Source organism: Umezakia ovalisporum Ak1311, assembly GCF_029891685.1.
Lineage (GTDB): Bacteria > Cyanobacteriota > Cyanobacteriia > Cyanobacteriales > Nostocaceae > Umezakia > Umezakia ovalisporum.
In genome coordinates this window covers 1-22,761 of record NZ_JANQDJ010000029.1, presented here as the reverse complement: position 1 = coordinate 22,761, position 22,761 = coordinate 1, and the positions used below count along the sequence as shown (strand labels likewise).

General features: G+C 39.2%; 20 protein-coding genes. 8 read left to right on the top strand and 12 right to left on the bottom strand.

Features of this window, described 5'->3' with window-relative positions; all coding sequences use genetic code 11:
* Positions 1–60 precede the first annotated feature (60 nt).
* The 4 genes from NWP25_RS04515 to NWP25_RS04500 form a co-directional block, all read right to left on the bottom strand.
* Positions 61–402 carry a hypothetical protein gene (locus tag NWP25_RS04515; RefSeq protein WP_280698933.1) on the bottom strand — a complete coding sequence of 114 codons (342 nt, stop codon included), beginning with the start codon at positions 400–402 and terminating at the stop codon, positions 61–63.
* A gap of 118 nt (positions 403–520) precedes the next feature.
* Entirely contained in the window at positions 521–883 is a 363-nt protein-coding gene (locus tag NWP25_RS04510; protein WP_280652602.1) for a four-helix bundle copper-binding protein, read from the bottom strand.
* A gap of 216 nt (positions 884–1,099) precedes the next feature.
* Entirely contained in the window at positions 1,100–1,333 is a 234-nt protein-coding gene (locus NWP25_RS04505) for a hypothetical protein (RefSeq protein ID WP_280698932.1), read from the bottom strand.
* Positions 1,334–1,663: 330 nt separating this feature from the next.
* Positions 1,664–2,851 (bottom strand): ATP-binding protein, encoded by a 1,188-nt coding sequence (locus tag NWP25_RS04500; protein WP_280698931.1) that lies wholly within the window; start codon positions 2,849–2,851, stop codon positions 1,664–1,666.
* 463 nt (positions 2,852–3,314) lie between these two features.
* On the opposite strand from NWP25_RS04500, the gene NWP25_RS04495 reads away from it, so the two are divergent.
* The gene (locus NWP25_RS04495) at positions 3,315–3,914 is read left to right on the top strand and encodes an MBL fold metallo-hydrolase (RefSeq protein ID WP_280652606.1); all 600 of its coding nucleotides are present in this window, start codon (positions 3,315–3,317) and stop codon (positions 3,912–3,914) included.
* A 134-nt stretch (positions 3,915–4,048) separates the two neighbouring features.
* Here NWP25_RS04495 and NWP25_RS04490 read toward each other — a convergent pair whose 3' ends face one another.
* Together NWP25_RS04490 and NWP25_RS04485 are read right to left on the bottom strand one after the other, a co-directional pair.
* Positions 4,049–4,948: an ABC transporter ATP-binding protein gene (locus NWP25_RS04490; protein ID WP_280652607.1), complete on the bottom strand. Its 900-nt coding sequence runs from the start codon at positions 4,946–4,948 to the stop codon at positions 4,049–4,051.
* 181 nt (positions 4,949–5,129) lie between these two features.
* Positions 5,130–5,903 (bottom strand): ABC transporter permease, encoded by a 774-nt coding sequence (locus tag NWP25_RS04485; RefSeq protein WP_280652608.1) that lies wholly within the window; start codon positions 5,901–5,903, stop codon positions 5,130–5,132.
* Positions 5,904–6,249: 346 nt separating this feature from the next.
* Between NWP25_RS04485 and NWP25_RS04480 the strand changes: the two genes are divergently transcribed.
* On the top strand, positions 6,250–8,187 hold the full coding sequence (locus NWP25_RS04480; RefSeq protein WP_280652609.1) for an FAD-dependent oxidoreductase: 1,938 nt from the start codon (positions 6,250–6,252) through the stop codon (positions 8,185–8,187).
* 30 nt (positions 8,188–8,217) lie between these two features.
* Here the strand turns inward: NWP25_RS04480 and NWP25_RS04475 are convergent, their stop codons facing one another.
* Together NWP25_RS04475 and NWP25_RS04470 are read right to left on the bottom strand one after the other, a co-directional pair.
* Positions 8,218–9,576 (bottom strand): radical SAM/SPASM domain-containing protein, encoded by a 1,359-nt coding sequence (locus NWP25_RS04475; RefSeq protein WP_280652610.1) that lies wholly within the window; start codon positions 9,574–9,576, stop codon positions 8,218–8,220.
* Positions 9,577–9,738: 162 nt separating this feature from the next.
* Positions 9,739–10,086 carry a hypothetical protein gene (locus NWP25_RS04470; protein ID WP_280652611.1) on the bottom strand — a complete coding sequence of 116 codons (348 nt, stop codon included), beginning with the start codon at positions 10,084–10,086 and terminating at the stop codon, positions 9,739–9,741.
* A 438-nt stretch (positions 10,087–10,524) separates the two neighbouring features.
* Here NWP25_RS04470 and NWP25_RS04465 point away from each other — a divergent pair, with 438 nt between their 5' ends.
* From NWP25_RS04465 to NWP25_RS04455, 3 genes are all read left to right on the top strand, one after another.
* The gene (locus tag NWP25_RS04465; protein WP_280652612.1) at positions 10,525–11,700 is read left to right on the top strand and encodes a sigma-70 family RNA polymerase sigma factor; all 1,176 of its coding nucleotides are present in this window, start codon (positions 10,525–10,527) and stop codon (positions 11,698–11,700) included.
* A gap of 73 nt (positions 11,701–11,773) precedes the next feature.
* Positions 11,774–12,919 (top strand): DUF1822 family protein, encoded by a 1,146-nt coding sequence (locus NWP25_RS04460; RefSeq protein ID WP_280652613.1) that lies wholly within the window; start codon positions 11,774–11,776, stop codon positions 12,917–12,919.
* Between the two features lie 100 nt (positions 12,920–13,019).
* Positions 13,020–14,153 (top strand): Gfo/Idh/MocA family protein, encoded by a 1,134-nt coding sequence (locus NWP25_RS04455; RefSeq protein ID WP_280652614.1) that lies wholly within the window; start codon positions 13,020–13,022, stop codon positions 14,151–14,153.
* Positions 14,154–14,267: 114 nt separating this feature from the next.
* Here NWP25_RS04455 and NWP25_RS04450 read toward each other — a convergent pair whose 3' ends face one another.
* Positions 14,268–14,525 (bottom strand): hypothetical protein, encoded by a 258-nt coding sequence (locus NWP25_RS04450; RefSeq protein WP_280649761.1) that lies wholly within the window; start codon positions 14,523–14,525, stop codon positions 14,268–14,270.
* Positions 14,526–14,703: 178 nt separating this feature from the next.
* Positions 14,704–14,973, bottom strand: a complete 270-nt coding sequence (locus NWP25_RS04445; protein ID WP_280649760.1) for a hypothetical protein — start codon at positions 14,971–14,973, stop codon at positions 14,704–14,706.
* A gap of 548 nt (positions 14,974–15,521) precedes the next feature.
* On the opposite strand from NWP25_RS04445, the gene modA reads away from it, so the two are divergent.
* The 3 genes from modA to NWP25_RS04430 all read left to right on the top strand — a co-directional run bounded on the left by modA (position 15,522) and on the right by NWP25_RS04430 (position 19,548).
* Positions 15,522–16,316 carry a molybdate ABC transporter substrate-binding protein gene (gene modA, locus NWP25_RS04440; RefSeq protein WP_280649759.1) on the top strand — a complete coding sequence of 265 codons (795 nt, stop codon included), beginning with the start codon at positions 15,522–15,524 and terminating at the stop codon, positions 16,314–16,316.
* 141 nt (positions 16,317–16,457) lie between these two features.
* Positions 16,458–18,266, top strand: a complete 1,809-nt coding sequence (modB, locus tag NWP25_RS04435) for a molybdate ABC transporter permease subunit (RefSeq protein WP_280649758.1) — start codon at positions 16,458–16,460, stop codon at positions 18,264–18,266.
* 112 nt (positions 18,267–18,378) lie between these two features.
* Positions 18,379–19,548: a substrate-binding domain-containing protein gene (locus NWP25_RS04430; RefSeq protein WP_280649768.1), complete on the top strand. Its 1,170-nt coding sequence runs from the start codon at positions 18,379–18,381 to the stop codon at positions 19,546–19,548.
* Here the strand turns inward: NWP25_RS04430 and NWP25_RS04425 are convergent.
* Together NWP25_RS04425 and NWP25_RS04420 are read right to left on the bottom strand one after the other, a co-directional pair.
* Positions 19,537–20,205, bottom strand: a complete 669-nt coding sequence (locus NWP25_RS04425) for an HAD family hydrolase (RefSeq protein WP_280649757.1) — start codon at positions 20,203–20,205, stop codon at positions 19,537–19,539. The genes NWP25_RS04430 and NWP25_RS04425 overlap by 12 nt on opposite strands.
* A gap of 409 nt (positions 20,206–20,614) precedes the next feature.
* Complete coding sequence (locus NWP25_RS04420; protein WP_280698929.1) at positions 20,615–21,730, bottom strand: glycosyltransferase family 47 protein; 1,116 nt, start codon at positions 21,728–21,730, stop codon at positions 20,615–20,617.
* Positions 21,731–22,761 lie beyond the last annotated feature (1,031 nt).

Sequence of the window (22,761 nt, the reverse complement as noted above, 5' to 3'; positions counted from 1 at the left end):
CAACGGTCTGAGGATGTCTTTGACAATCTTGGGAAATGAATTTATAATCATTATCAATTATTACATTTTAATACTTCGCCCAGAATTTACCATATTTTGGGCTATTTTTATCACCTCTTTCTTAACATTCAACACTTGTGCTTGGGGATGAAACAAGCGTTGATAGTCCCTACACTGACCGTAAGTAGCTGACATCAAACTAGAGCGTTCAACATAGCCAGTAATTCTATTTTCTGTTTCAATGCCAACAACATCAAAATCCTGAGCCTTCATCCAATCTAGTACCTTTTTCACCGGCTCTTGGGCTGACACAGCTTTGAGAGATTCAGCCACATATTCAATAGTAATATTGGTTTCAAACAAACTCCGCAAGTCTTGCGAACTAGATTTAAGGTGTTTCATTAGACATCACCGCGAGTTTTGTACTGCTGTAGATGTCAAAACTTCAAACGCCCAGACCCAAGAACAGCCCAAGCGCTTGAACATTAGGTTGCAGAAAAACTTCTGCTCAGTGGTGGAATTAAGCAGGCATCATTTGCATGGATCTGCAAGCTTCTGCACAGCGACGGCAAGAAGCAGCACATTCCATCATTTTCCGGTCTTGGCTCATTTGTTCACAAGCTGCGGCACAGCGATCGCACATTTCCGCGCACAACATACAAGTACGAGCCATGAACTCAGAACCACCCATCATCATATTCATACACATCATGCACATTTCCGCGCAGTCACGGATCATGGACATCATGCTCATATTCATTTGCTTACCGCCTTGGGTCATGCAGTAAGTCATGGTTTCTAGGCAGGTTTTATGACATTCCATGCAAGCGTTCATGCAGTTTTGCATTTCAGTGGTCATAGTTTCAGTCATCATCATCATCATGGGAAATACCTCACCAATTAATTATTGATGCTTTTATAGTCTTTTCAGCAGGACTACTTCTAACAGTAATCATATTTTTTATAGAGTCAATAGTATTTTTTTTGCGAAATTTATCAACCCACTTAAGAGGCATAATTACTGCATTTTTGCGTTAATAATACATAACTTTAGTGTGATTTTTGGGAATTTACTATTTAGCAACAGTTTGAATCTCAATTATTGAGTTTGACCAGCACCTTTAAGTATTTCTATTCCTCTAGAAGTACGTCGTTCTAGAGGAGCTGCAACGGCGATTGTATAAATTTGATGCTTGGGGAATTCTGCCTCTGGTTCCTGAGGGAAAGCTTGTGCAAATAAATCCACAGCCGCCGCAAATTTTTCTGGGGATATTGATGATTCTTCCTGAAAGAGTGGCTCTAGTTCCGGCGAGTTTTCCTTAAGAGACTTCAAAACTTTAGGCTGGTGTGGGTTAACTAAATCTTGAATTTCAAATACTTCTGTATAACTACCTCTGTCACCTTGCAGGGGATATCTCAGTCAGTAGCGATTTTATAGTATGAGCGGCGTTTGGCAGTTGTGACATACCGCACAATGATCAGGATTTTCTCGGCGGGTACAATCACCATTGATGCAGTAGGCCATAAACGAAGGAGGATAAGCAAACAATACACGTATTTTAAAACCAAAAGCTGTAAACAGGAGTGTTTTCCATGACTTTGTTTCATAGCTCCCGGATTTTTCAAAGAAATCGGGGAGCTGGTAATTACTTAAAAACTGTGATTAACCAAATAAACGCTGTACAGATTTAAGAATAACTGGTTGTAAATAAAAACGTTCCATATCACCGTCTTTCATAGTTTCTATCAATGCTCTACGCTTCAAACACAAAAGTGCTGCCGAAATATCTCCATTAGAAGCATGACTTGTCAGACGTAATAGTATTTCTTGACGAGTGAATCCTTGCACCTTGGTAGCTAAAAGCTCCATAATCATTTTTTCCCAAATGGAAATATACTTGAGCCATTGTGTCACCAAAGGTGCAAATTCACCAGCAACTAAAGTTCCAGAAGCTAAAAACTGCCCCACATCCCCAGCAAATAATTCATGGATGAAATTGGCAACCATATTGAGAAACAACGGATTACCACCATATTGATTTAGTAAAGCTACCCAATGTTGAGCATCAAAACTCAATTGATGATACTGTAACAGCTCAACAGCACCTTCCATCAGTCCACCGAGAGGAAAAATTACCGCACCCGCAGCAGTCAAAAGACTTAACCCCTCTGGTTGCTCTCGGCTAGTGATTATTACACAACTATGATGAGAAGTTTGTACAACACTACGGAGAAAATCTGCATACAGTTCATACTCAGCGCGATATTGTCCTCCACGGTTACCGCCTAAAATGCAATCCCAACCATCAAAAATCAGTAAGGTGTGGGGGGCTAAAGTTGGTAATGCATCTCTTGTCGGTGGGTGATGGTGAAAGGAAAACCACAGAGTTTGTTGAAAATGTCCTCGGCAATTTTCTGCTAACTTCACAGCCAAAGCTGTTTTCCCCATACCCCCAATACCTGTAATTACAATCAAGGGTTTTTTTTGCTCAATTGCTGCGCCGAGAATTTCCAATTCGTAACGTCGTCCAAAAAATAAAGGAATATCAGGAATTTCCTTTGTGTCAGGTTTAGGAGCAGGAGGGTCAATCAAGTCTTCCCAATGACAATTCAAGACCTGACAAAACACTTTAAATACTGGAGCGTTGATTGCACCACCACTTAAAAAGCGTTTCCATGTTGGTAAAGATACCCCTGATGCAAAGAAATCAGAGTTTTCCCAGTCTTGTTCAGGTGCAATTATTTTACTTGCTGCCTCTAACCAGCGCGGATCATAAATTGTCCAACCCTTTTGCTCACGAGCTTGTCTGATAATTTGCAATCCAGTGTGGGAGAGTTTGAGGCTAGGCATTGAGCACCACTAGAAGAGTTGACAACTTCTGCACCTTGACACACTTCCCCACCCTAGAACTGTGGGGAGTCTGGGGCTAAACAGCCATTGCCTCCGGCACTGGGCTTCGGGCAATCCCGCTTTTGAGTCAGTCTAGCATCACCTAACCCAAAAAAGGAGGCTTTAAACCCCAATTTTTGGTAAAATAATGTTGTCGTAAATAGCGATGGTGGTTTGTGGGGTGTTTTTTGTTCCTCAGTTAAGTTTGGTGAAAAAACGAGTCGCAAAGAAGCCGAAGTACGCAGAAGAAAAGAAAAGTTTTTGTACTGAGTTGTATTTTTGGGTTTTGTGCCATGTTTTATTACGCTTTGACTCAATTGCAAAACTTTGGATGTAAGCGTTGAATTATAGACTGGATTATTGATACATTATTGATGCTCAGTTATGAATCCAGAATTATTGAAGGTGCTGAACCAGAATCATTATGAAATCTCTACACCGTCCCGATCTATATGGCTGGTCAACTTTCAATCCTGCAAGAAATATTGATTTTCATGGGGTTGCCTGGATTCGTCCACGTGGTAATGTATTGATTGACCCAGTAGCTTTATCAAATCATGATTGGAATCATCTACAATCCCTCGGTGGTGTGGTTTGGATTGTGTTGACGAATTCCGAACACATCAGGGCCGCTAAGGAAATTGCTGATCAAACCTATGCTAAAGTTGCTGGGCCTTTAGCGGAAAAGAGTTATTTTCCCCTACATTGCGATCGCTGGCTGAGTGAAGGTGATGAGGTAGTTCCAGGATTAAAGGTGTTAGAACTGCACGGTTCTAAGACTCCCGGTGAGTTAGCTTTGTTACTCGAAGAAACAACTTTAATTACAGGGGACTTGGTACGAGCTCGCAAAGCTGGTAGTTTAACTATTTTACCCGATGAAAAATTGCTTGATCGCGAGGCTGCCGTAGCTTCCGTACAACGCCTAGCCGCACTACCTCACGTAGAAGCAGTATTAGTAGGTGATGGTTGGCCTGTATTTCGCGATGGACGCGATCGCTTACAGGAACTTGCAGCTACGTTATAAAATCGAGCCATATCAGGGTGTATTCAGGTATAACAACAAACAAAATATTGATATATAGGTTAAACCCCATGTCTCAACACAAGTTCCTTGGACAGATACCCGATTTCTTTGAAAAATCGGGAACTTGTTGGTCACTAATTACCAGTCACCTCCAAATAAATATGCTCTAAACCCACAGGTTGACGAGAAATGGAATCAAATTCAATACCTTCAAACCGAGAGATAATTTCCTTTAAATCCAGAGATTCAGGCAACCAAAAAGCCAACTCATTACCATAATTATGATAATATTTATATGTAAAACCATACTCTGCAGCCCGGGCCATCGCTTGCTTTTGTTGAGAAGTTTTTACTACTATTACCTCCGAAGCTGGAATTAAAGTGCGTAACTCAGCCAAACTTCCCTCAGCCAAAATTTGCCCATGTTTGAGAATCCCAATTCTATCACACAGTGCTTCTGCCTCATCTAATAAATGAGTAGTTAATAAAACAGTGATTCCCTGTTTTTTCAATTGCCGAATCAACTCCCAAACCTCATATCTAGCTTCAATATCTAAACCTGTAGTTGGTTCATCTAAAATCACTAACCGCGGCTGATGCACCAAAGCAACAGCAATATTCAACCGCCGCCTCATTCCCCCACTGAGAGTTTCTACAGGACTTTTAGCCCTGTTTAATAAATTCACAGATAGCAGAGTTTCCTGTACCTTTTTTTGCCGCATTTCCCGATTTAACCCATAAATATTGGCAAAAAAGTGAAGATTTTCCTCACAAGTTAAACTTTTATAAAGTAAATTTTCTTGAGGTGCAACACCAATAATTTTTTTTGTAGCTTCACAAACCTGTTTCTCATTGATAGTAACATCACCACTATCAGCCTCAAGTAAATTACAAATAATATTGATAGTCGTTGTTTTTCCCGCTCCATTGGCACCAAGTAACCCATAAATTTCCCCATAACCTATATCAAGGTTCAAATTTTGCAGAACCTTGATAGACCCATAAGACTTATTTAAATTACTAATTTTCAGCATAATTTAATCAGCGCTAACAATAAAAACTTTGATATGGGACTAGCATTCAATTTTTAAACAGACAAGTACTAGCGCCGCAAGACTAGAACACATTGCCTTGTCTACAATACCTCCTTGTGTTCCAAGTCTAGCCCTGACGAAAATGTAAAAAACCTACCCTTGTGATCTCCCCCCACTCCAATCAAAGCCTTCTTTCTACTATTAACATGCGGCGATAAGATAACCATCCACCCATCACCATGACCACAGCAAACACAAATAAAAACCAAAAATGTGAGGTGATTACATTAATATCAGCACCTAGGGATGAAACTTGGACAAGAGCCTCATTCATGTGATAAATAGGATTAAATCTGGCAATATTAATTAAACCCTGGGGAAATAGAGAGGCAGGTAAAAATGCTCCACCCAGAATTAACAAAGGCACACCAAAAGCTGCCACCAAAGCATTGACATCTTCAATGCGTCGTGCTAGCTGAGTACCTAAAATAAAGCCTAAACCAACATAAGCCACAATACTCAGCACAATAATAGTCAGTCCTAAAATAATAGAACCATTGAAACTAGCACCCCAAAAAGCAGCTATGGTATAAATCAAAAGAGTTTGCCCTAGACCGATGCAGCTGTGAGCGAGAAAAATTCCTAAAAAATAGGAAGTCCCACTTAAAGGAGAAATAAACAGACGTTTGAGAGTTTGTTGTTCTCTTTCCGCTACTACAGTAGCCACACTACCACCCAAACAGCTAAAAAATAAAGCCGCACCTACTAAAGTCGAGGGCGCAGCATAGCCAAAAGCTTGTTCCAGTGGTAATTCTGCCCGTTCTGCTAAAATAAACCCACTCAGAATTAACACGGAAATAGGAAAAATAGTCCAAAAAATCAAGCTGCGTCCACGGCGCAACAGTTCAATTAAGATGCGCTGAGTTACAGCTATAGTTTCATGCCAATACCTCATTATATTTAATCATAAGTATTGATCAGAACTTGATATTAGTCCCCTTCCCAGGAATTAGTCAAGAAACAGATGGCGGGTAAGATTATTTATGGAACTCTACCCCACGGAAACTATTGCTGTATGGGGAGATTTTAAGTTAACAAAAATTATCATAAAACCCTGTGAGCAACTTATTCTTTTCTTGATGATTATAAATATTTGTTTGAGTGACTACAATCATTGCAAAATATCTTTTAATATCAAGCATTGACAAATTTTCTAATTCTGTAAAAATAGGTTTGTTTATTATAGATGCACATCAAAAAGATATTTAAAAAATAATTAAGAAAATCCGCAATTCTGCAACATGAGTTTACTATTTAATTCGCCAGAATCATCTACTGTATCCAGACGGACACTACTAAAATTGTTGGGTATCGGGGTAATTGTCACAGCAGGATATTCCCGGTTCTCCAAGCCCCAGCCAACAGTTTATCAAAAAGATACCCTCCATTTACCCCAAATATTAAGTAAAAATAAAAGTGTGGTTGTGGTGGGAGCTGGTTTAGCAGGTTTAGCTTGTGCTTATGAATTGAGTCACAGGGGGTTTACAGTTACACTTTTAGAAAAAGCCCCCCAACTGGGAGGGAAAATCGCCAGCTGGCCCATAGAAGCTGCGGGTGAAACTTTCATGATGGAACATGGCTTTCATGGATTTTTCCCTCAGTATTATAATCTCAAAAGTATAGTTTCTGAACTGGAAATAAATCATAATTTTCAGTCATTAAACTTTTATTCTCTCGTCTACCGCGATGTCAAATACCAACCAGAGGTATTTCGCCCCAGTCATTCTGCTTTTCCCTGGAATATTATAGACTTAGCGATCGCATCTCCTAATCGCTTGCGTTGGGGCATAAATTTGACCAAGTTTAAACATTTACAAGTTTTTCAGGCCATAACTGGTTTTGAACGCGAAAAAAATTATCGCCGATTTGATGATATCTCTGTGGCTGACTGGGTGAAAAGTGAATTTCCCCAGGGTTTATACGATTTGTATTTTCTGCCTTTTGCTAAATCTAGCTTAAATGCACCAGATGAGATGAGTGTGGGGGAGCTGATGCAGTTCTTCCATTTTTATTTTTTTGGTAACCCAGAAGGATTAGCTTTTAATGGCACTGTAGATGATATGGGTACAAGTTTGATCCAACCTATTGCTAAATTTATTCAAAATCAAGGGGGGCAAATTATTACTGATGTTACAGTCAGTGAAATTCCGGCTGTAGATGGTAAAATCAACGGTCTGAAATATTATCTTGGTGGCAATCAAAATAATGCACCCTTTTGGGTAAAGCAAAATGCCATTGCCACCAATAATCAAATAGAATACTTTGGTACAGCTGATGAAGTATTTGCACTGCCATGGGATAGTCAAGAAGCTATTTCTTTAACTTGTACTCATCAAGGTTGTACTGTGCAGCAAGGGGAAGATGGAAATTTTCATTGCCCTTGTCATGGAGCTATTTTCGCTGCTGATGGTAAAGTACTACAAGGGCCAGCCCAGGGAGATTTACCTAAATTTAAAGTGGTGCAAAGAGAGGATGATAAATTGCAATTAATCGCAGCAAATCCAGAATCAGCACCACCCCAGACAATCAGCGCAGATTACTATGTCTTTGCTACTGATGTTCCTGGTGTGCAACAATTATTTAAGCGGTTCAATGGAGATATAGATGCAAAGGTGCGATCGCAAGTAGAAAAACTGAAAGTTGCCGATCCTTTTGCTGTGTGTCGTTTTTGGTTTGACCGGGAATTTAAGTGGGAACAAAGTAATTTTACTTCTTTATCTGGCTACAAATTAACAGACAGCATTACACTTTATCACCGCATCCAGCAACAATTTATTGATTGGTCGCAACGCACAGGGGGGAGTGTGGTTGAATTACACGCCTATTGTTATAAAGAAAAAGAATTCCCCACCCAAGGAGCTTTGTTCGCAACATTTGAACAAGAATTGTATGAAATTGTTCCTGAGTTAAAACAAGCTACAATGCTGCATCGAGAAATAGTCAATCAACATAATTTTTCTGGATATCCACCCAAGAGTTATGCTGAACGTCCAGAATGCAGTACAGGTATTGCCAATTTAATGTTTGCTGGGGACTGGGTAAAAATGCCTTTTCCCTGTGGATTAATGGAACGGGCTGTTAGTAGTGGCTTGTTAGCAGCCAATGAAATTTTACATCGTGAGGGACTACAAAGGCGATGGCTCTTAACCGTGAATCCAGAGGGAATGCTGAAAATTTAACTAACTTACAGGTATTAGAGCAGAAAAATTTTAAACCGACAGGGGACTAGTAGTTGTGGGTTGCTGTATTCTGGACAAGGCATAAGTTAGTAGTAAACGCTGTTCAATATTGTATTTAGCGCTGGGACAAGGAGGGATTTCTTCTAGCCAACTTTTTGGACAGCCGCCACCACAAACAGGTAACATAGGACAAGTAGAGCAAAGATATTGACCTTGACTAACTCGCTGGTTAAACTCCCCCAAGGTATGGCGTTGACCAGGCATTTGTTTACCTGCTAAATGGTCGATAGCATATTCATTGGGTGTACCGTAGGTAGGGACATAAGGTACTTCTGTGCAATTAAAAATATTACCATAAGCATCAACCAATTCAGCTTCAGGCATTACCGCCATACAAACTAAAGGTTTGCGCTGTGGTAAAAGTCCCGGTGCAAAACCAAGTTCAATCATCTCGCCCAACCAAGTTATCTCCCAGGCTGCAAACTCTTGTTTAGTCAGGGAACCATGATGAGCGTCATTTCCCCAAGAATGAATAGGCGCTGTGTAAAAACCAATCTTATCTTGTATACCTGCTTCGGCTAACTGTTGTAGTAATAAAGAAACAGATTCATAATTCTCATGGTCAACATTGCAGCGAATGACAATTTTTACATTTAAATCTGTTCGATGTGCTAAAGCAATGACATTGGCAAAAATTTTATCAAAAGTCGGTAAGCCATTTTTTTGCATCCGGCGAGCATTGTGATATGGTGCAATACCATCTAAAGTGACTTCAATGAAACTGACACCTAGCTCCTGCACCAATTCTGTGGCTATATGTTCTGTAAGTGCTAAACCGTTAGTGACAATTTTAGCATTATAGCTACAGCCAAAGTCCCCAGCCAAAGACTGAAGTTTTGGTGTCAGAGTCCTCATCACTGGTAGTCCCACCAAAGGTTCTCCACCAAACCAACCAATTGATATGCTTTTAAATTTTTGGCTTTGCAGTTTTTTTGTAACACGTTGTAAAAACTGTTGCTGTTCTTGGTAGCTCATCATTTTGCTGGTGTGTTGTTGACCACAGTAATGACAACCAAGTTGACAAAAAGCTGTGGGTTGCACAACTAAATATAAGTCATCATCATTTGTACCTGCGGCATGATTTTCAGCTAAAATAGTCGCTAGTTCATTTTCTTCCGTGGGGACAATTAATTTAATTTCCCCGAAGTCTACAAGAATATCTGCCGCTAATTCATCAAACTTTTCATCTGCTAAAATTGTCCATGTATGTTCATCAATAATGCGGACATTTGCAGTGCGCGTGGCAAAAATTACCCGTTTAACTCGTTCTTCTATTTGGTCAAAAAATGGTTCAGTGATAACATGATAGTCAGAAAGTTTCATATTCATAATTCCGTCTCAATGAAGTACAAATGTAAATGATAAAATTTTGGGATTGTGGGCATCTTAACCGCTACTGCTGTGTTCTTCTCCTTCCATATTAATGTGCTGTATTGAGGATAGTAGGTGATTATTGGGTCATCAACCTACTATCAGTAGATAATAATGTAGTTATCTTCCCGGTTTTAATACAGGGTTTTTTTGAATTTGTGGCAAACTATTTTGGTTGATTTGTTTTTTAACTGGATCTGCACAAGCACCGTTACAACTAACATTCCAGGCTTCAGCACCAGGTTTTTTTATAGTTCCTGTGGGAAGCTTTTCTACAGCAGGTAACTTATTAATCTCTGTGGGTTCTAATTGACCAGGATTAATATTTAAGTTAGCGCGATTCAAGAAATTATCAATATTTCCTGGTTTGACGGTTTGAGAATAAGCAGAAGGATTTAAAGCAGCAACGCTAGTAACAGCAAGAATACTGAGAATCAATTTGATTTTGTTGGTGTTGTTGGTAGACATAAACTTATATTCCTATGAAGTGACAAGAATTTTGAAGGGTTTAAGACCACTGTATTTTTTCAGTGTTTCCCTTCACTTCATGGATAGGTTTGACTTGAGATTTTTATGCAGGTCTGGGGAAAATATTTTTTTGCTTTTGCAAAGAAGCGAAAAATGTAGAGATATTCTTTTTAGCCGTTTCCATTCTACAATCAGGGCAAACGTGATAAATCTTTCTACCATGTACCTTCTGGAAATACACACCACCTTTGAAACAACATTGCTCCAGAATGTGAAAGAATTGTCCCCATCCAGCATCAGACAATGCTTTGCGAGTATTCTCCTGGACAAAGGAACTAAATTCAAACCCTCTACAAAGATAGTTTGAGAAGTATCACAAAGTTGATGTGCTATTTTCCAATAAAAGTCCTCCCTACCATAACTCACTTTCCCATTGTTATGCAATCTCGCCAAAGCATCATTGAAATTTTTTCAACTTTTGTCCAATTTGACGGAGACCGTTTCGGTTATTGGGCGACGGAACGGAAACTGCGCCGCAGCATCCAAAGTTGTCTTCAGCAAACCCTAAAGGACACAACGGAAAATTTTTGGGTATTGTATTGGTATAAGTTTTTTCAGGTTTCTGAAACTAAATTTTTGGCACAACAACACTTGACGGCTTATTTACAGGAACCTTGCTATTGGATTTCCCAAAGAACAGCTGCTAATTTGGTCAGTAATCAGTATAAACTTTCAGATTGTTTTCAAATTGCTATCGGTGAAGTTGATCAGGTTCTCCAAGGTTTTAATCCTGGTTACAGCAGTAGTTTGAAAAGCTATGCTAGTATTGTGTTTAGCAATGTTATCCGCGAAACTTTGCGCCAAATGAGGGAAGTTGATATCTGCACAAATTGGGGTTTGTTGCGGAAAACCTCACAAAAGCGCTTGCATGAGTCCTTGCGAAATGCTGGCTTGTCTTCGGAAACTATTAGCGCTTATATTTGGGCTTGGCAATGTTTTAAAACTCTGTATGTCCCTAGAAAAGTCGGTAACTCCCGCCAACTTTCTGCACCTGATGAGCAAATTTGGCAAGTCATGGCTCAAGCTTATAATGCACAAACTTCTCAAAAAGTCAATCCTCAAACTTTAGAAACTTGGTTAATCAATAGTGCTAAAGCTGTGAGAAGATACCTTTATCCTACTGTGGGGTCTCTCAATATATCTCCGGATAGTGATGATTCCAGGGAATTGGTTAATGGGCTACCGGGGACAGAACAAGAATCTTTAATTGCTGAAATTGTCGCCCAAGAAGAAGCCCAAACCCGGAATTTTCAGCAAGTGGAGGTTAAGCAAGTTTTAGAAACTGCCATCCATCAACTGGAACCCCAAGGGCAAAAAATTTTGCAGTTATATTATAGTCAACAGCTTAATCAAGATACAATAGCCCGGCAGATGGAAATCAAGCAGTATACAGTTTCACGGCGATTGACTAAAGCCAAGGAAATATTACTGCGGTCTTTGGCTAAATGGAGTCAAGACAGTTTGCATATTTCTGTAACAACAGACGTACTAATCAGTATGAGTGCTGTGATTGAGGAGTGGTTACACGATTATTATAGAGTGTTTCCTAACTAACTCTTGTACCGGGGCAGAGAATGTTTTCCTCACATAGCTAAAACCAGCCGAACTATTCTCCAAACAAAAGTCCATGACTGCTAATACCCCCATGTTTAGTTTTGCTTCCACAGACTTAATTTTAGAAATTCCCACCACTGTGGAGCAATTTCCTAGTCCTACCAATTTTCAAGTTAACCTCAATCAAGTTTGTCTAGGTGCTGTTTTACCTTGGTTGCAAGAGGACTACACACCCGAAGCAAAGGTTTGGCCGAATGCTCCAGCTTTATCTAGTTTTTGGGAACTGGTAAATGGAACTGCTGTCACAGTGGACGCCACTAGATTTATATTGGTTCCCAGTGAAGACATTGATAGTAGTGAGTTGCGTCTGCCGCAGGAATGGGTAGATTTACCTAGTTGGGCAGGGGATTATTACTTAGCAGCCCAGGTAGTAGCGGAGCAAGGCTATGTTAGGGTTTGGGGTTATTGTACCCATGAAGCACTCAAGACTAAAGGCAGTTATCAGCCGAGCGATCGCACTTATGCCTTGGATCGAGATTATATAATTACTGATATGACTGTATTGGGGGTAGTACGAAAGTTTTGTGCAGATGAAGTTACACGGGTTGAAACTGTAGAGATACCCAACCTACCACAAGCCCAAGCCGAAAATTTAATTGCCCGCCTGGGAAATCCAGAAATCATTACTCCTCGTTTAGCGGTTCCTTTTTCATTGTGGGGGGGATTAATGGAACATGGAGGTTGGCGACAACGTTTATATGAAAAACGTTTGGGACTACCAGAACAACACTCAGTTATCCAATGGCTGCAAAGCGGCGTTTCTGAAATTGCAGCGGCCATGGGTTGGGAGAAATTAAACCTCGAATTTAGGGCAGCTGGGGCGCGGAGTAAAGAAGAAGGAAAAACACAAGTAAGTTTATCACGCCAACTGACCATCGCCGGTCAATTATATGAACTGCTGATTACACCCCAAGGACAGCCCAACACAACACATTGGCGTTTTGAGTTACGTAACACCACTGTAGGTGGGGCTATTCCTGGGGGTTTTAAACTGAGACTGTTGACGGAAGATTTACAACCATTTCCCAATAATGAAGATATAGCCAAAGCTGCGGTGCAACAACTTTATATAGAAGTTGCTTTAGAACCAGGAGAAGGTATAGTGTGGGAAGTAGAACCTCTACCCGACAATTATGACCGAGAAATTCTCAAATTCTGAAACAACTTGCCAAAGGTGAAAACTACTTTTTGTTTTTTGTACTTTTGCGCCTTGGGGTGAGAAAAATCTGCATTTTTAATTATATTTAGTCTGTTAATTTATGGTATCTGGAATCCAAGGAAATCAAAACAAAATTGGTGTGGCAATTATTGGCACTGGGTTTGGTCAAAAAGTGCATATTCCCGGTTTTAAAACACATCATCGCACAGAAATAGTTGCTGTGTATCATAGAGATATTAATAAAGCTCAAGCCATTGCGGATACTCATAATATTCCTCACTCCTGCAACAGTGTAGCCGATATTTTGGCATTACCAGAAGTGCAAGCTGTGAGTATTGCTACCCCACCATTTCTGCATTATGAAATGGCTAAAGCAGCCCTGGAAGCAGGGAAACATTTATTATTAGAAAAACCCACCACTTTAAACGTATTACAAGCTAAAGAATTATATCAATTAGCCGAAGCAAAAAAGGTAACTACTACGGTAGACTTTGAATTTCGTTTTGTTCCTGCATGGCTATTATTTAGTGAATTATTAGCCAGTAACTATGTAGGTAACAAGCGCTTGATTAAAATTGATTGGTTAGGTTCTTCCCGCGCCGATAATTCCCGCCCTTGGAACTGGTATTCTGCTCAAGAGCAAGGAGGCGGTGCATTAGGGTCTTTAGGTTCCCACGTCTTCGATTATATTTCTTGGCTATTTGGGTCAGTTCGCAGATTAAACGCTTATTTGAGTACCGCTATTACTGCAAGACTTGACCCTGGTACCGGAGAATTAAAGCCAGTTAATACAGATGATACTTGTTTGCTATCTTTACAATTAGCCGATGGTACACCTTGTCAAGTTGCGATTAGTGCTGTTGTTCACGCATCTAGGACACATTGGATAGAAGTATATGGCGATAACGGTACTCTAGTTTTAGGTAGTGACAATCAAAAAGATTATATACATGGATTTCGCCTTTGGGGTTCCCAATCTGGTCAACCTCTACAAGAAATTGAAATACCCAATCGGTTAGTTTTTCCCCAACATCACACCGATGGTCGCATTTCCGCTTTTACCCGTGTTGTAGACCAATGGGTACAGGGAATTGAACGTCAACAACAAATAGTCCCATCGTTGCGAGAGGGTGTTTATTCTCAATTGTTGATGGATTTATCTCATCAATCTCACACAACATCAAGGTGGATAGATGTACCTGATGTGGATGAATTTTTAATTCGTAATTTGTAATTCGTAATTTTTAATGAAGATAGAGAAACCCGACTTCCCAAAGAAGTTTGAGAAGTCGGGGTTTTGCTTCCTTAGTCAGGAGAGGGTACTAATGAAATGAAGTGATGAAATTCACTAGTATCCATGACTAAATGACTTAGCTAAGAAGGTCACATGACCAATGGAATAAGTCATGACAAAGGCTTCTGCTAATTTAGTCAGTGAGGAAATATCGCTGACATGATACCCATAATAGGTATCGCTGGCGCTGGCGCTATCACTGCCACCACCGACAATAGCATCTACATCTTTAAGTTCATTGAGAAAACTTTCAGAATCTTGGAATAATTCTGCACCAGCATTGTTGAGTTGAGAAAGAGTAATGTTAGCCATGTTATTTGCTCCTCAAGTATTTGTGGCGATTATATTCAACTTGGCTAGCTCTCAGGGATGATGATTAGTAAATAAATTCATCCCTGGAAAGCTATCTAGTCAAGCACAGCATTTATAGCAATAGCTTTATTGGCAAATACTGTGCTGAAATACTAATGAAATGAAGTGATGAGATTCATTAGTATTTATAACTAAATGACTTAGCTAAGAAGGTCACATGACCAATGGAATAAGTCATGACAAAGGCTTCTGCTAATTTAGTCAGTGAGGAAATATCGCTGACATGATACCCATAATAGGTATCGCTGGCGCTGGCGCTGGCGCTGGCGCTATCACTGCTACCACCGACAATGGCATCTACATCTTTGAGTTCATTGAGAAAACTTTCAGAATCTTGAAATAATTCTGCACCGGCATTGTTGAGTTGAGAAAGAGTAATGTTAGCCATGTTATTTGCTCCTCGATTACTTTTTGCTTTGGTGTTAAATCCATTAACAATTAAGCTCGGTTTGCTTAACTGTTATTGCTATTTTTATTCAAACAATTTCCTAAAGTCAAGGACAAAACCTGATTTAAAAAGACATTTAATCATGATTATTGTCTGAGTTTCATTAATATTTAAGTCTGGTAAATCATTGATTTTGTATATACAAAATGCCTATTTTAGAGTATGGAGAAAAAACAAAATTTATCTATTTATCTGACCAGGAATAAAATTCTACTTTTTGTTGACCAAAAATCATCACCTCATAGCCCACATCAGCTTTTGGGATGATGACCACTGTTAGAGAGGATATGTGATGGCGGGTGTACGCAACTAGAACCCAGCCATGGCAAAGATGATGGGATAATAGGAACCGTTCTACCTCACCCGCAGTTATTTTGGCATCATGTTAGTTACCCTTGCTACAGAATGAAAATTAAATTCATGTGTAAATCAAAACCAGGCCCTTGTTAACAGGCTGGACAATTTATTTACACAGGAAAAATAAAAATATGAATAAAGAACGGATGTTTGGTTGGATGACTATGGCAATTATTACCTGTTTCCTAGCCGTAGTCGTACCTTTAATCACTCCTATTTTTTCCATAGCAGAGTCAAATGTCAGCTTACTTGTGTCTGCAGCTGCAAGTATGAAAGATGCACTGGAAGAAATCAAGCCGATATATGAACAAAGTAAACCAAATATCAATATTAAATTTAACTTTGGGGCTTCTGGAGCATTACAGCAACAAATTGAACAAGGTGCGCCAGCAGATATTTTTATTTCTGCGGCGAGAAAACAAATAGATGCACTAGAACAAAAAGGACTTTTAGTTCCTGGTACTCGTACTAATCTAGCAAGTAACCGCTTGGTGTTGATAGTGGGGAATAATACTACTGCTATTAATAACTTTTTTGATTTAACAGATACCAAAATTAAGAAAATTGCTGTAGGAGAACCCAGGAGTGTACCCGCAGGACAATATGCTGACCAAGTATTAAAGAAACTGGGTATTTTTGAGGGACTCAAACCTAAATTGGTTTTGGCGAACAATGTGCGTCAAGTTTTAGCATCTGTAGAAAGTGGTAACGCCGATGCAGGTTTAGTTTATGCCACAGATGCCAAAATTTCTCACAAGGTTAAAGTTGTTGTTACTGCTGATGAGAAATATCACTCCCCGATTATTTACCCTATGGCGATTATTAAAAGCAGTAAAAATATCCCGCAATCCCGGCAGTTTGTCACGTTTTTATCCGGCAGTCAAGCTCAAATTGTACTCAAAAAATACGGTTTTATTGTCAAGTAACATCAGCACATTACATCTAAGTATATATCACTTAGGCAGCCCGGCCATGACATTGCTCATGTCCAGATGTGTAACTTATTAGACATCTGTGACCAAAAATCTAGACACTGATTTTCAACTCTGTTCCCTATTCTCTGCTATATGGATTTATCACCCCTGTGGATATCACTCAAAACTTCCTTACTTGCTACATTCATTACCTTTTTTTTGGGGATTGGCTCTGCTTACTGGATGCTGGGATATAGAGGTAAAGGCAAGTCACTGATTGAAGGAATTTTTGTAGCTCCTTTGATTTTACCACCCACTGTTGTGGGCTTTTTATTACTGCTATTTTTTGGCAAGAATGGCCCTGGAGGTCAACTAATGCAGCATTGGAATTTTAGCATTGTTTTCACTTGGTACGGTGCAGCCATCGCCGCCATGGTGGTGGCTTTTCCGATTATGTATAAAACAGCCCTGGGAGCCTTTGAACAAATAGATGGTAATTTGTTACGAGTAGCGAGAACTTTGGGCGCTTCTGAATCAGCAATTTTTTGGCGCATCAGTTTACCTCTCGCATTTCCAGGAATTGTTGCAGCTACAAGTTTAACTTTTGCACGGGCTTTGGGGGAGTTTGGGGCTACGTTAATGTTAGCTGGTAATATTCCGGGAGAAACCCAAACCATCCCCATGGCAATTTATTTTGCTGTGGAAGCTGGGGCGATGAATGAAGCTTGGTTTTGGGCTGTGGCTATTATGAGTATTTCTTTATTTGTAATAATAGCAGTTAATTTCTGGCAAGAAAAGCGAGGGAACCGGAAAAAAAACAGTTCCCCATTCCCCCAAGGGCAAACAAGTCAGGCAGACTACACATCTGTAATTCAAAAGAAAACAGATGTATCAGGATTATTTGTAGACATTGAAAAAAAACTTCCTGATTTTAGATTGCAAGTATGTTTTACTAGCGATGGTCATACCCTCGGATGTTTAGGAGGATCCGGGGCTGGTAAGAGTATGGTTTTGCGTTGTATTGCCGGTATAGAAACACCGACAAAAGGACGTATTAGTTTAAATGGGCGGGTGCTGTTTGATTCTGAACAAAAGATTAATTTGCCAGCACGCGATCGCCGCGTTGGGTTTTTAATGCAGAATTATGCTTTATTCCCGCACATGACTGTTATGCAAAATATCGCTTTTGGCTTACCTGAAGAATTATCGAACAGAGCTATTAAGCAGCAAGTAGAGGCGCAACTGTTAGCAATGCAGTTACAAGGTTTAGAAAATCGTTATCCTCATCAACTGTCTGGAGGACAGCAACAACGAGTAGCTTTAGCTAGAGCTTTAGCAATTCAACCGGAAGCATTACTATTAGATGAACCATTTTCGGCGTTGGATACATATCTCCGTCACCAATTGCAAGAACAATTAACTGCAACTCTCCGCAATTATTCTGGGGTGACGTTATTTGTTACCCATAATTTAGAAGAAGCTTATGAGATATGTGAGCAGTTGTTGGTGATGTCTCAAGGACGGGTTATTGCCCATGATGATAAACAAAATATTTTTCAGCGTCCCAATAGTTATACTGTTGCTCAGTTAACAGGGTGTAAAAACTTTTCGTTAGCTAGGGTAGTGTCCGAGAATGAAGTGGTAGCCTTAGATTGGGACTGTAGTTTAAAAGTGATGAAACCTTTGCCGCAGTCATTAACTTATGTAGGTATTCGCGCCCATCATCTCAGTTTTACAAATGACCCTAATGCAGAGAATACTTTTCCCTGTTGGTTAGTGAGGACACGAGAAACACCACACCGAATGACCCTGTATTTAAGATTGCACAATTCTTTACATCACGGCAATGATTACCATTTGCAGGCGGAGGTGTTTAAGGAAAAGTGGGTAAGTATTAAGGATCAGCCTTTTCCTTGGTATGTGCGTTTGGATATAGGAAAGTTATTTTTAACGCAGGATTAGAAACTCCTCTCAGTAAGCAGGCTGGATGAACCAACAATCCCACGTCCTTCTAGCCGTTGCAGTGCCAACTCAATTAAGATGGGTATCAGCGCAAAAACTCAATAGCTCAGACGTGGTAAAACAGGACGAACTTCGCAATAAGTTAAAACAAACTCGCATCCGCTTGGGTATGAGTCAGCAAGATTTAGCTAACTTGGCTGGCGTAACTCGTCAAACTATTAGTGGTGTGGAGTCGGGACAATATGCACCTTCTACCACCATAGCTCTACGTTTGGCAAAAGCTCTAGGTTGTCAAGTAGAAGATTTATTTTGGTTGGAGCAAGATTTACCAATAATAGAAGCTGTACCAGCATCTAATATGCCATTGGGTCAACGTCTGCGGTTGATTTTGGCTCAAGTTGGTCATCAATGGATTGCTCATCCTTTAGTTGGACAAGATGCTTTTCGTACAGAAATGATACCAGCTGATGGCGAAGGCCATTGCCGGGCGGATAAAAATACAATGGTTGTGCAGTTACTAGATGATCCTCAACATCTCCATCACACCGTGATTTTAGCTGGTTGTGCCCCAGCTTTATCTTTATGGGCCCGTGCTGCTGAACGTTGGCACCCCAATCTCAGGGTACATTGGATTTTAGATAATAGTATGACAGCACTACACCGACTGGGCCGGGGAGAAGTTCACTTTGCAGGTATGCATATGTACGATGCCCAAACGAGAGAATATAATGCTTCGTTTGTGCGTTCAGTAATTAAACATAGGACAGTTGTATTAATTAACCTTGGTGTTTGGGAGGAGGGTATGCTAACTCAACCAAATAATCCTCTGGGATTAAAAACTGTTGCAGATTTAGCCCAAGTTGGCGTAACTATTGCTAACCGAGAACCTGGATCTGGTAGTCGTCAAGTATTAGAGCGATCGCTTCAAGAAGCAAGCATACCATTTACAGCCGTAAAAGGATTTGATGATATTGTTCACGGACATTTGCAAGTAGCGCAAGCAGTAGCCACGGGCAAAGTTACCTCTGGTATCAGCACTGCATCTGTTGCAGCTGCTTTTGGGTTAGGGTTTATTCCCTTGCAACAATCACGATACGATTTAGCAGTTCTCAAGCCATACTTGGATGAAGCACCTGTACAAAAATTGCTGGGTACTTTAGGACATCGGCGGGTACTTTCACAGTTGGAGGCTATAGGTGGTTATAACACCAGTCAAACTGGGGAAGTGGTAGCTACTATTGAGCCTAGTATTTGTAATTCACTAGATGAGTTAGGTAAATAGTTCTGCTAGTAATTCTTCGCTGGCTTGTTCAAGAGAGTTTAATACTCGATAAGCTAAACCTTTTATTTCATCTGATGGTTTTTGGATGTCGGGAACCATAATCGGACACATCCCCGCCTGAAATGCTGCTTGAACTCCCACAAATGAATCTTCAAAAACCACACACTGCACAGGAGAGATGTTCATACGACAACTGGCCTCTAAAAAAATATCTGGTGCAGGTTTACCTTCCCTCACGTCTTCACTGGTAACAATGGTGGTGAAATATTGATTAATACCAGCATTTGTTAAACGTCGCATGGCTCTAGTTCGAGCAGTCCCGGTGGCTAATGCCATCACTACACCCAGTTTACTTAGTTTTTGCAGCAAAGCTAAAACTCCTGGTTTCATAGGTAGACCTTCTCGCAATTCTCGCTCATCACCTATTTCGATGCGTTGAATAATCACAGACTCAAATTGAAGACTGTCGCCATAGATTTGTTTGAATAATTTTTCCCGCCATGATAGATCTCGCCCGACAATCTCAATATATAAATCATCTGTCATCACATAACCATGAGCTTTTAAAGCCTGCTTCCAAGCCCATCGAGCAATACTTTCCGTATCGAACAACAGACCGTCCATATCAAAAATTACACCTCGGTAACTTGATAACACATTAAATACCTTAATAATTGTTAACATCCAAATATTTAACTATCTTTTCTCTCAAGATTAAACCGGGTATTTGCTTAATTTGACACTTCCCACAGCTAGAAGCCGAGGGATTCTTGCTTCAAAAGGATTCCAATGAATTTACCCCAGGAAGCATCTTCACTGTCTACCCCACCGCTGCAACATCCCTATCAGTTGTATAGCCACAATTTTCACAAGAGAGAATTTTTGATGGTATTACACTACCTAAATATGTCATCGCTATTGGTTAAAAATGCTAGCCTGTTGGTTTGGATATCACCTTTTATGACAGGATTGATTGAGTCATGTGAGAGAGTATATAAAACATCGGTAAGGATAAAACAATCGGGGATTTAAACCCCGATTGCAACACCAAATTATGTGTAGTTGATTAAGGGGGAGTTAAAGACATAGAAGAATTTGCTATGTGTTGCTTCCAAACTGGGATATCCCCACTCAATCTTTCAATTATGTAATTTGCTACAATGCCTTCTGAACATTTGTATTTCCACCAATTCAAGGATTTTTGGTGTAATTCTTGCATAAGTTGCTGATTATCTAGCAGGGTTTCTAATATCTTTCCTAAATCATGCCAATTCTTGATTTGAATAACAGGCGCTCCATCTAAATACCACCTTGAAGGCAAAGTTTCTGTGACTAGAATGCAACCATATTTCATTGCTTCAAACAAACGAGTTGTTTCAAAAGATGTACCCCTAGGTATCAAACATACTTTAGTATCCATCATGATTTCGCAGTAACTACGCTCATCTTCACTAGTTCTATTACGGAAGCCACCAGTAATTGATAACTCAATTTTTAAATCAGGATTTTTTTTCTGAAAGTTTTTTAAACTCGATATCATTAGTTTTCGAGCCAGGATTTTTGGCGTTCCTAGCCAGTATTTTAAAGACCACACAGGATACGGTATATGTATGACACTACCAGAAAAATAAGTTTCATAGAGACGGTCTTCAATATTCTTTATTGGCAAATCCTTTGAGTTATTGTAGCCTAGGGGAATATCATAAATTCTGCCAAGTGTATTTTTGCCTGATAAAAAGTTTTTGAATTTATGAAAGTAATAATTAATAAAACCAGGAGAAGATACAAGCAAAACTCTCAGAAATTGAATTAGGGTCAGAAAATTTAACAAAGAAGGTTGACGGAAGACATTACATCCGAGCATTGGACGTGTACCTATGCACTTAAATACCGCCCTAACCTTGTGAGTATATTTGGGTATGCGATACCATTCATCCCCTATAACTAAGACAACTACATCTTTCCCATAGGAGGGTAATTCATCTATTTCATCCCAAGTTATATAAAATGTTAAACCAGTAACTAAAAAACTGTCTTCTATAGTCTGCAATACCTTAGTAAAATATGTAGCCGAGCCAAAGTTAATCGGTGGATTAACATCATATATATTCCAAGGAATTGGTTTTTGTCCTCGTCGAATATAGATATAGTACTGATTAGCAAGTGTATTAATTACAGACATTGCAGTTTGTTTCCTTGCTTGTAAGTTAAGGATAGCTCATGTATGTTTACAACCTCAATAGCTTCTATTGAGGTTGCTAATAAAGAAAAAACATTTATACATTTATTCTTTCTCTAAAAAAATTAAACTACATTTTTTTAGTCTAAATATTAAGAATATGTATATTTTTAACTTTTATATTTGAAAATATGATAAATTATTGTATATTTTGTAACAAAATAATGCTTCAATTAAAGTTAATTTTAAAAGTTTTTGTTTGTTAGTAATATTATTTTTAACTTGTTGTATACTTTAGTTTTGTACCTTATGGAGTCATGGCAAATTAATCTTAGAGGTTCTTTTAAAAGTTACTCATAATGTATCAAAAATTTTAAATCTCACATAAATTAACATTATTTAAATATAACGTTTTCACACCAGTCTCGCCATTCATCTCCTCGTAAATCCTTGGAGATATGACGAAATTACTCTGGCGATATTGCAGGTAGAAAAATATAAAACTAATCTAAATAAACTCATGAGGTGGTTTGTCCGTAACATTGTTTACGGTATTTTTCAGCTTTTATAAAGTATGAGTAAATTAACTGGCAAGAACTAATATTTAGGAGATTATTTTGAGTAAAGATTTATTAGCTTTTCTGGCTAGTATAATTTTTAGTTTCGGTACAGTGGTTTTCATTAAAAGGCTTAATTTACCGACTTTTGTTACTTTCAGTGGGGCGATTTTTGCTAGTTATACTTTGATGTTTTTTGTCATGTTACATAATTATTTCTCTAAACATAAAAAAAATAAATAAACTAGTGAGAAGTTTTTGTCGTAGCACAATATAGTTGTAAAGACAATAATTACGCGCCGATAAATGCTGATAAATGAAGCGTATGGGGTTATGGCAGAAATGTTGAATGTCTTTACAAAAGTTTACATAGTTAGATATAGTAGTCCTATCAAAGGTGAAAATGTCAACATCTCATAATATCTTCCATCCAATGAACATAACTGATTTGTTGACACATACAAGCTTGAAGGTAGC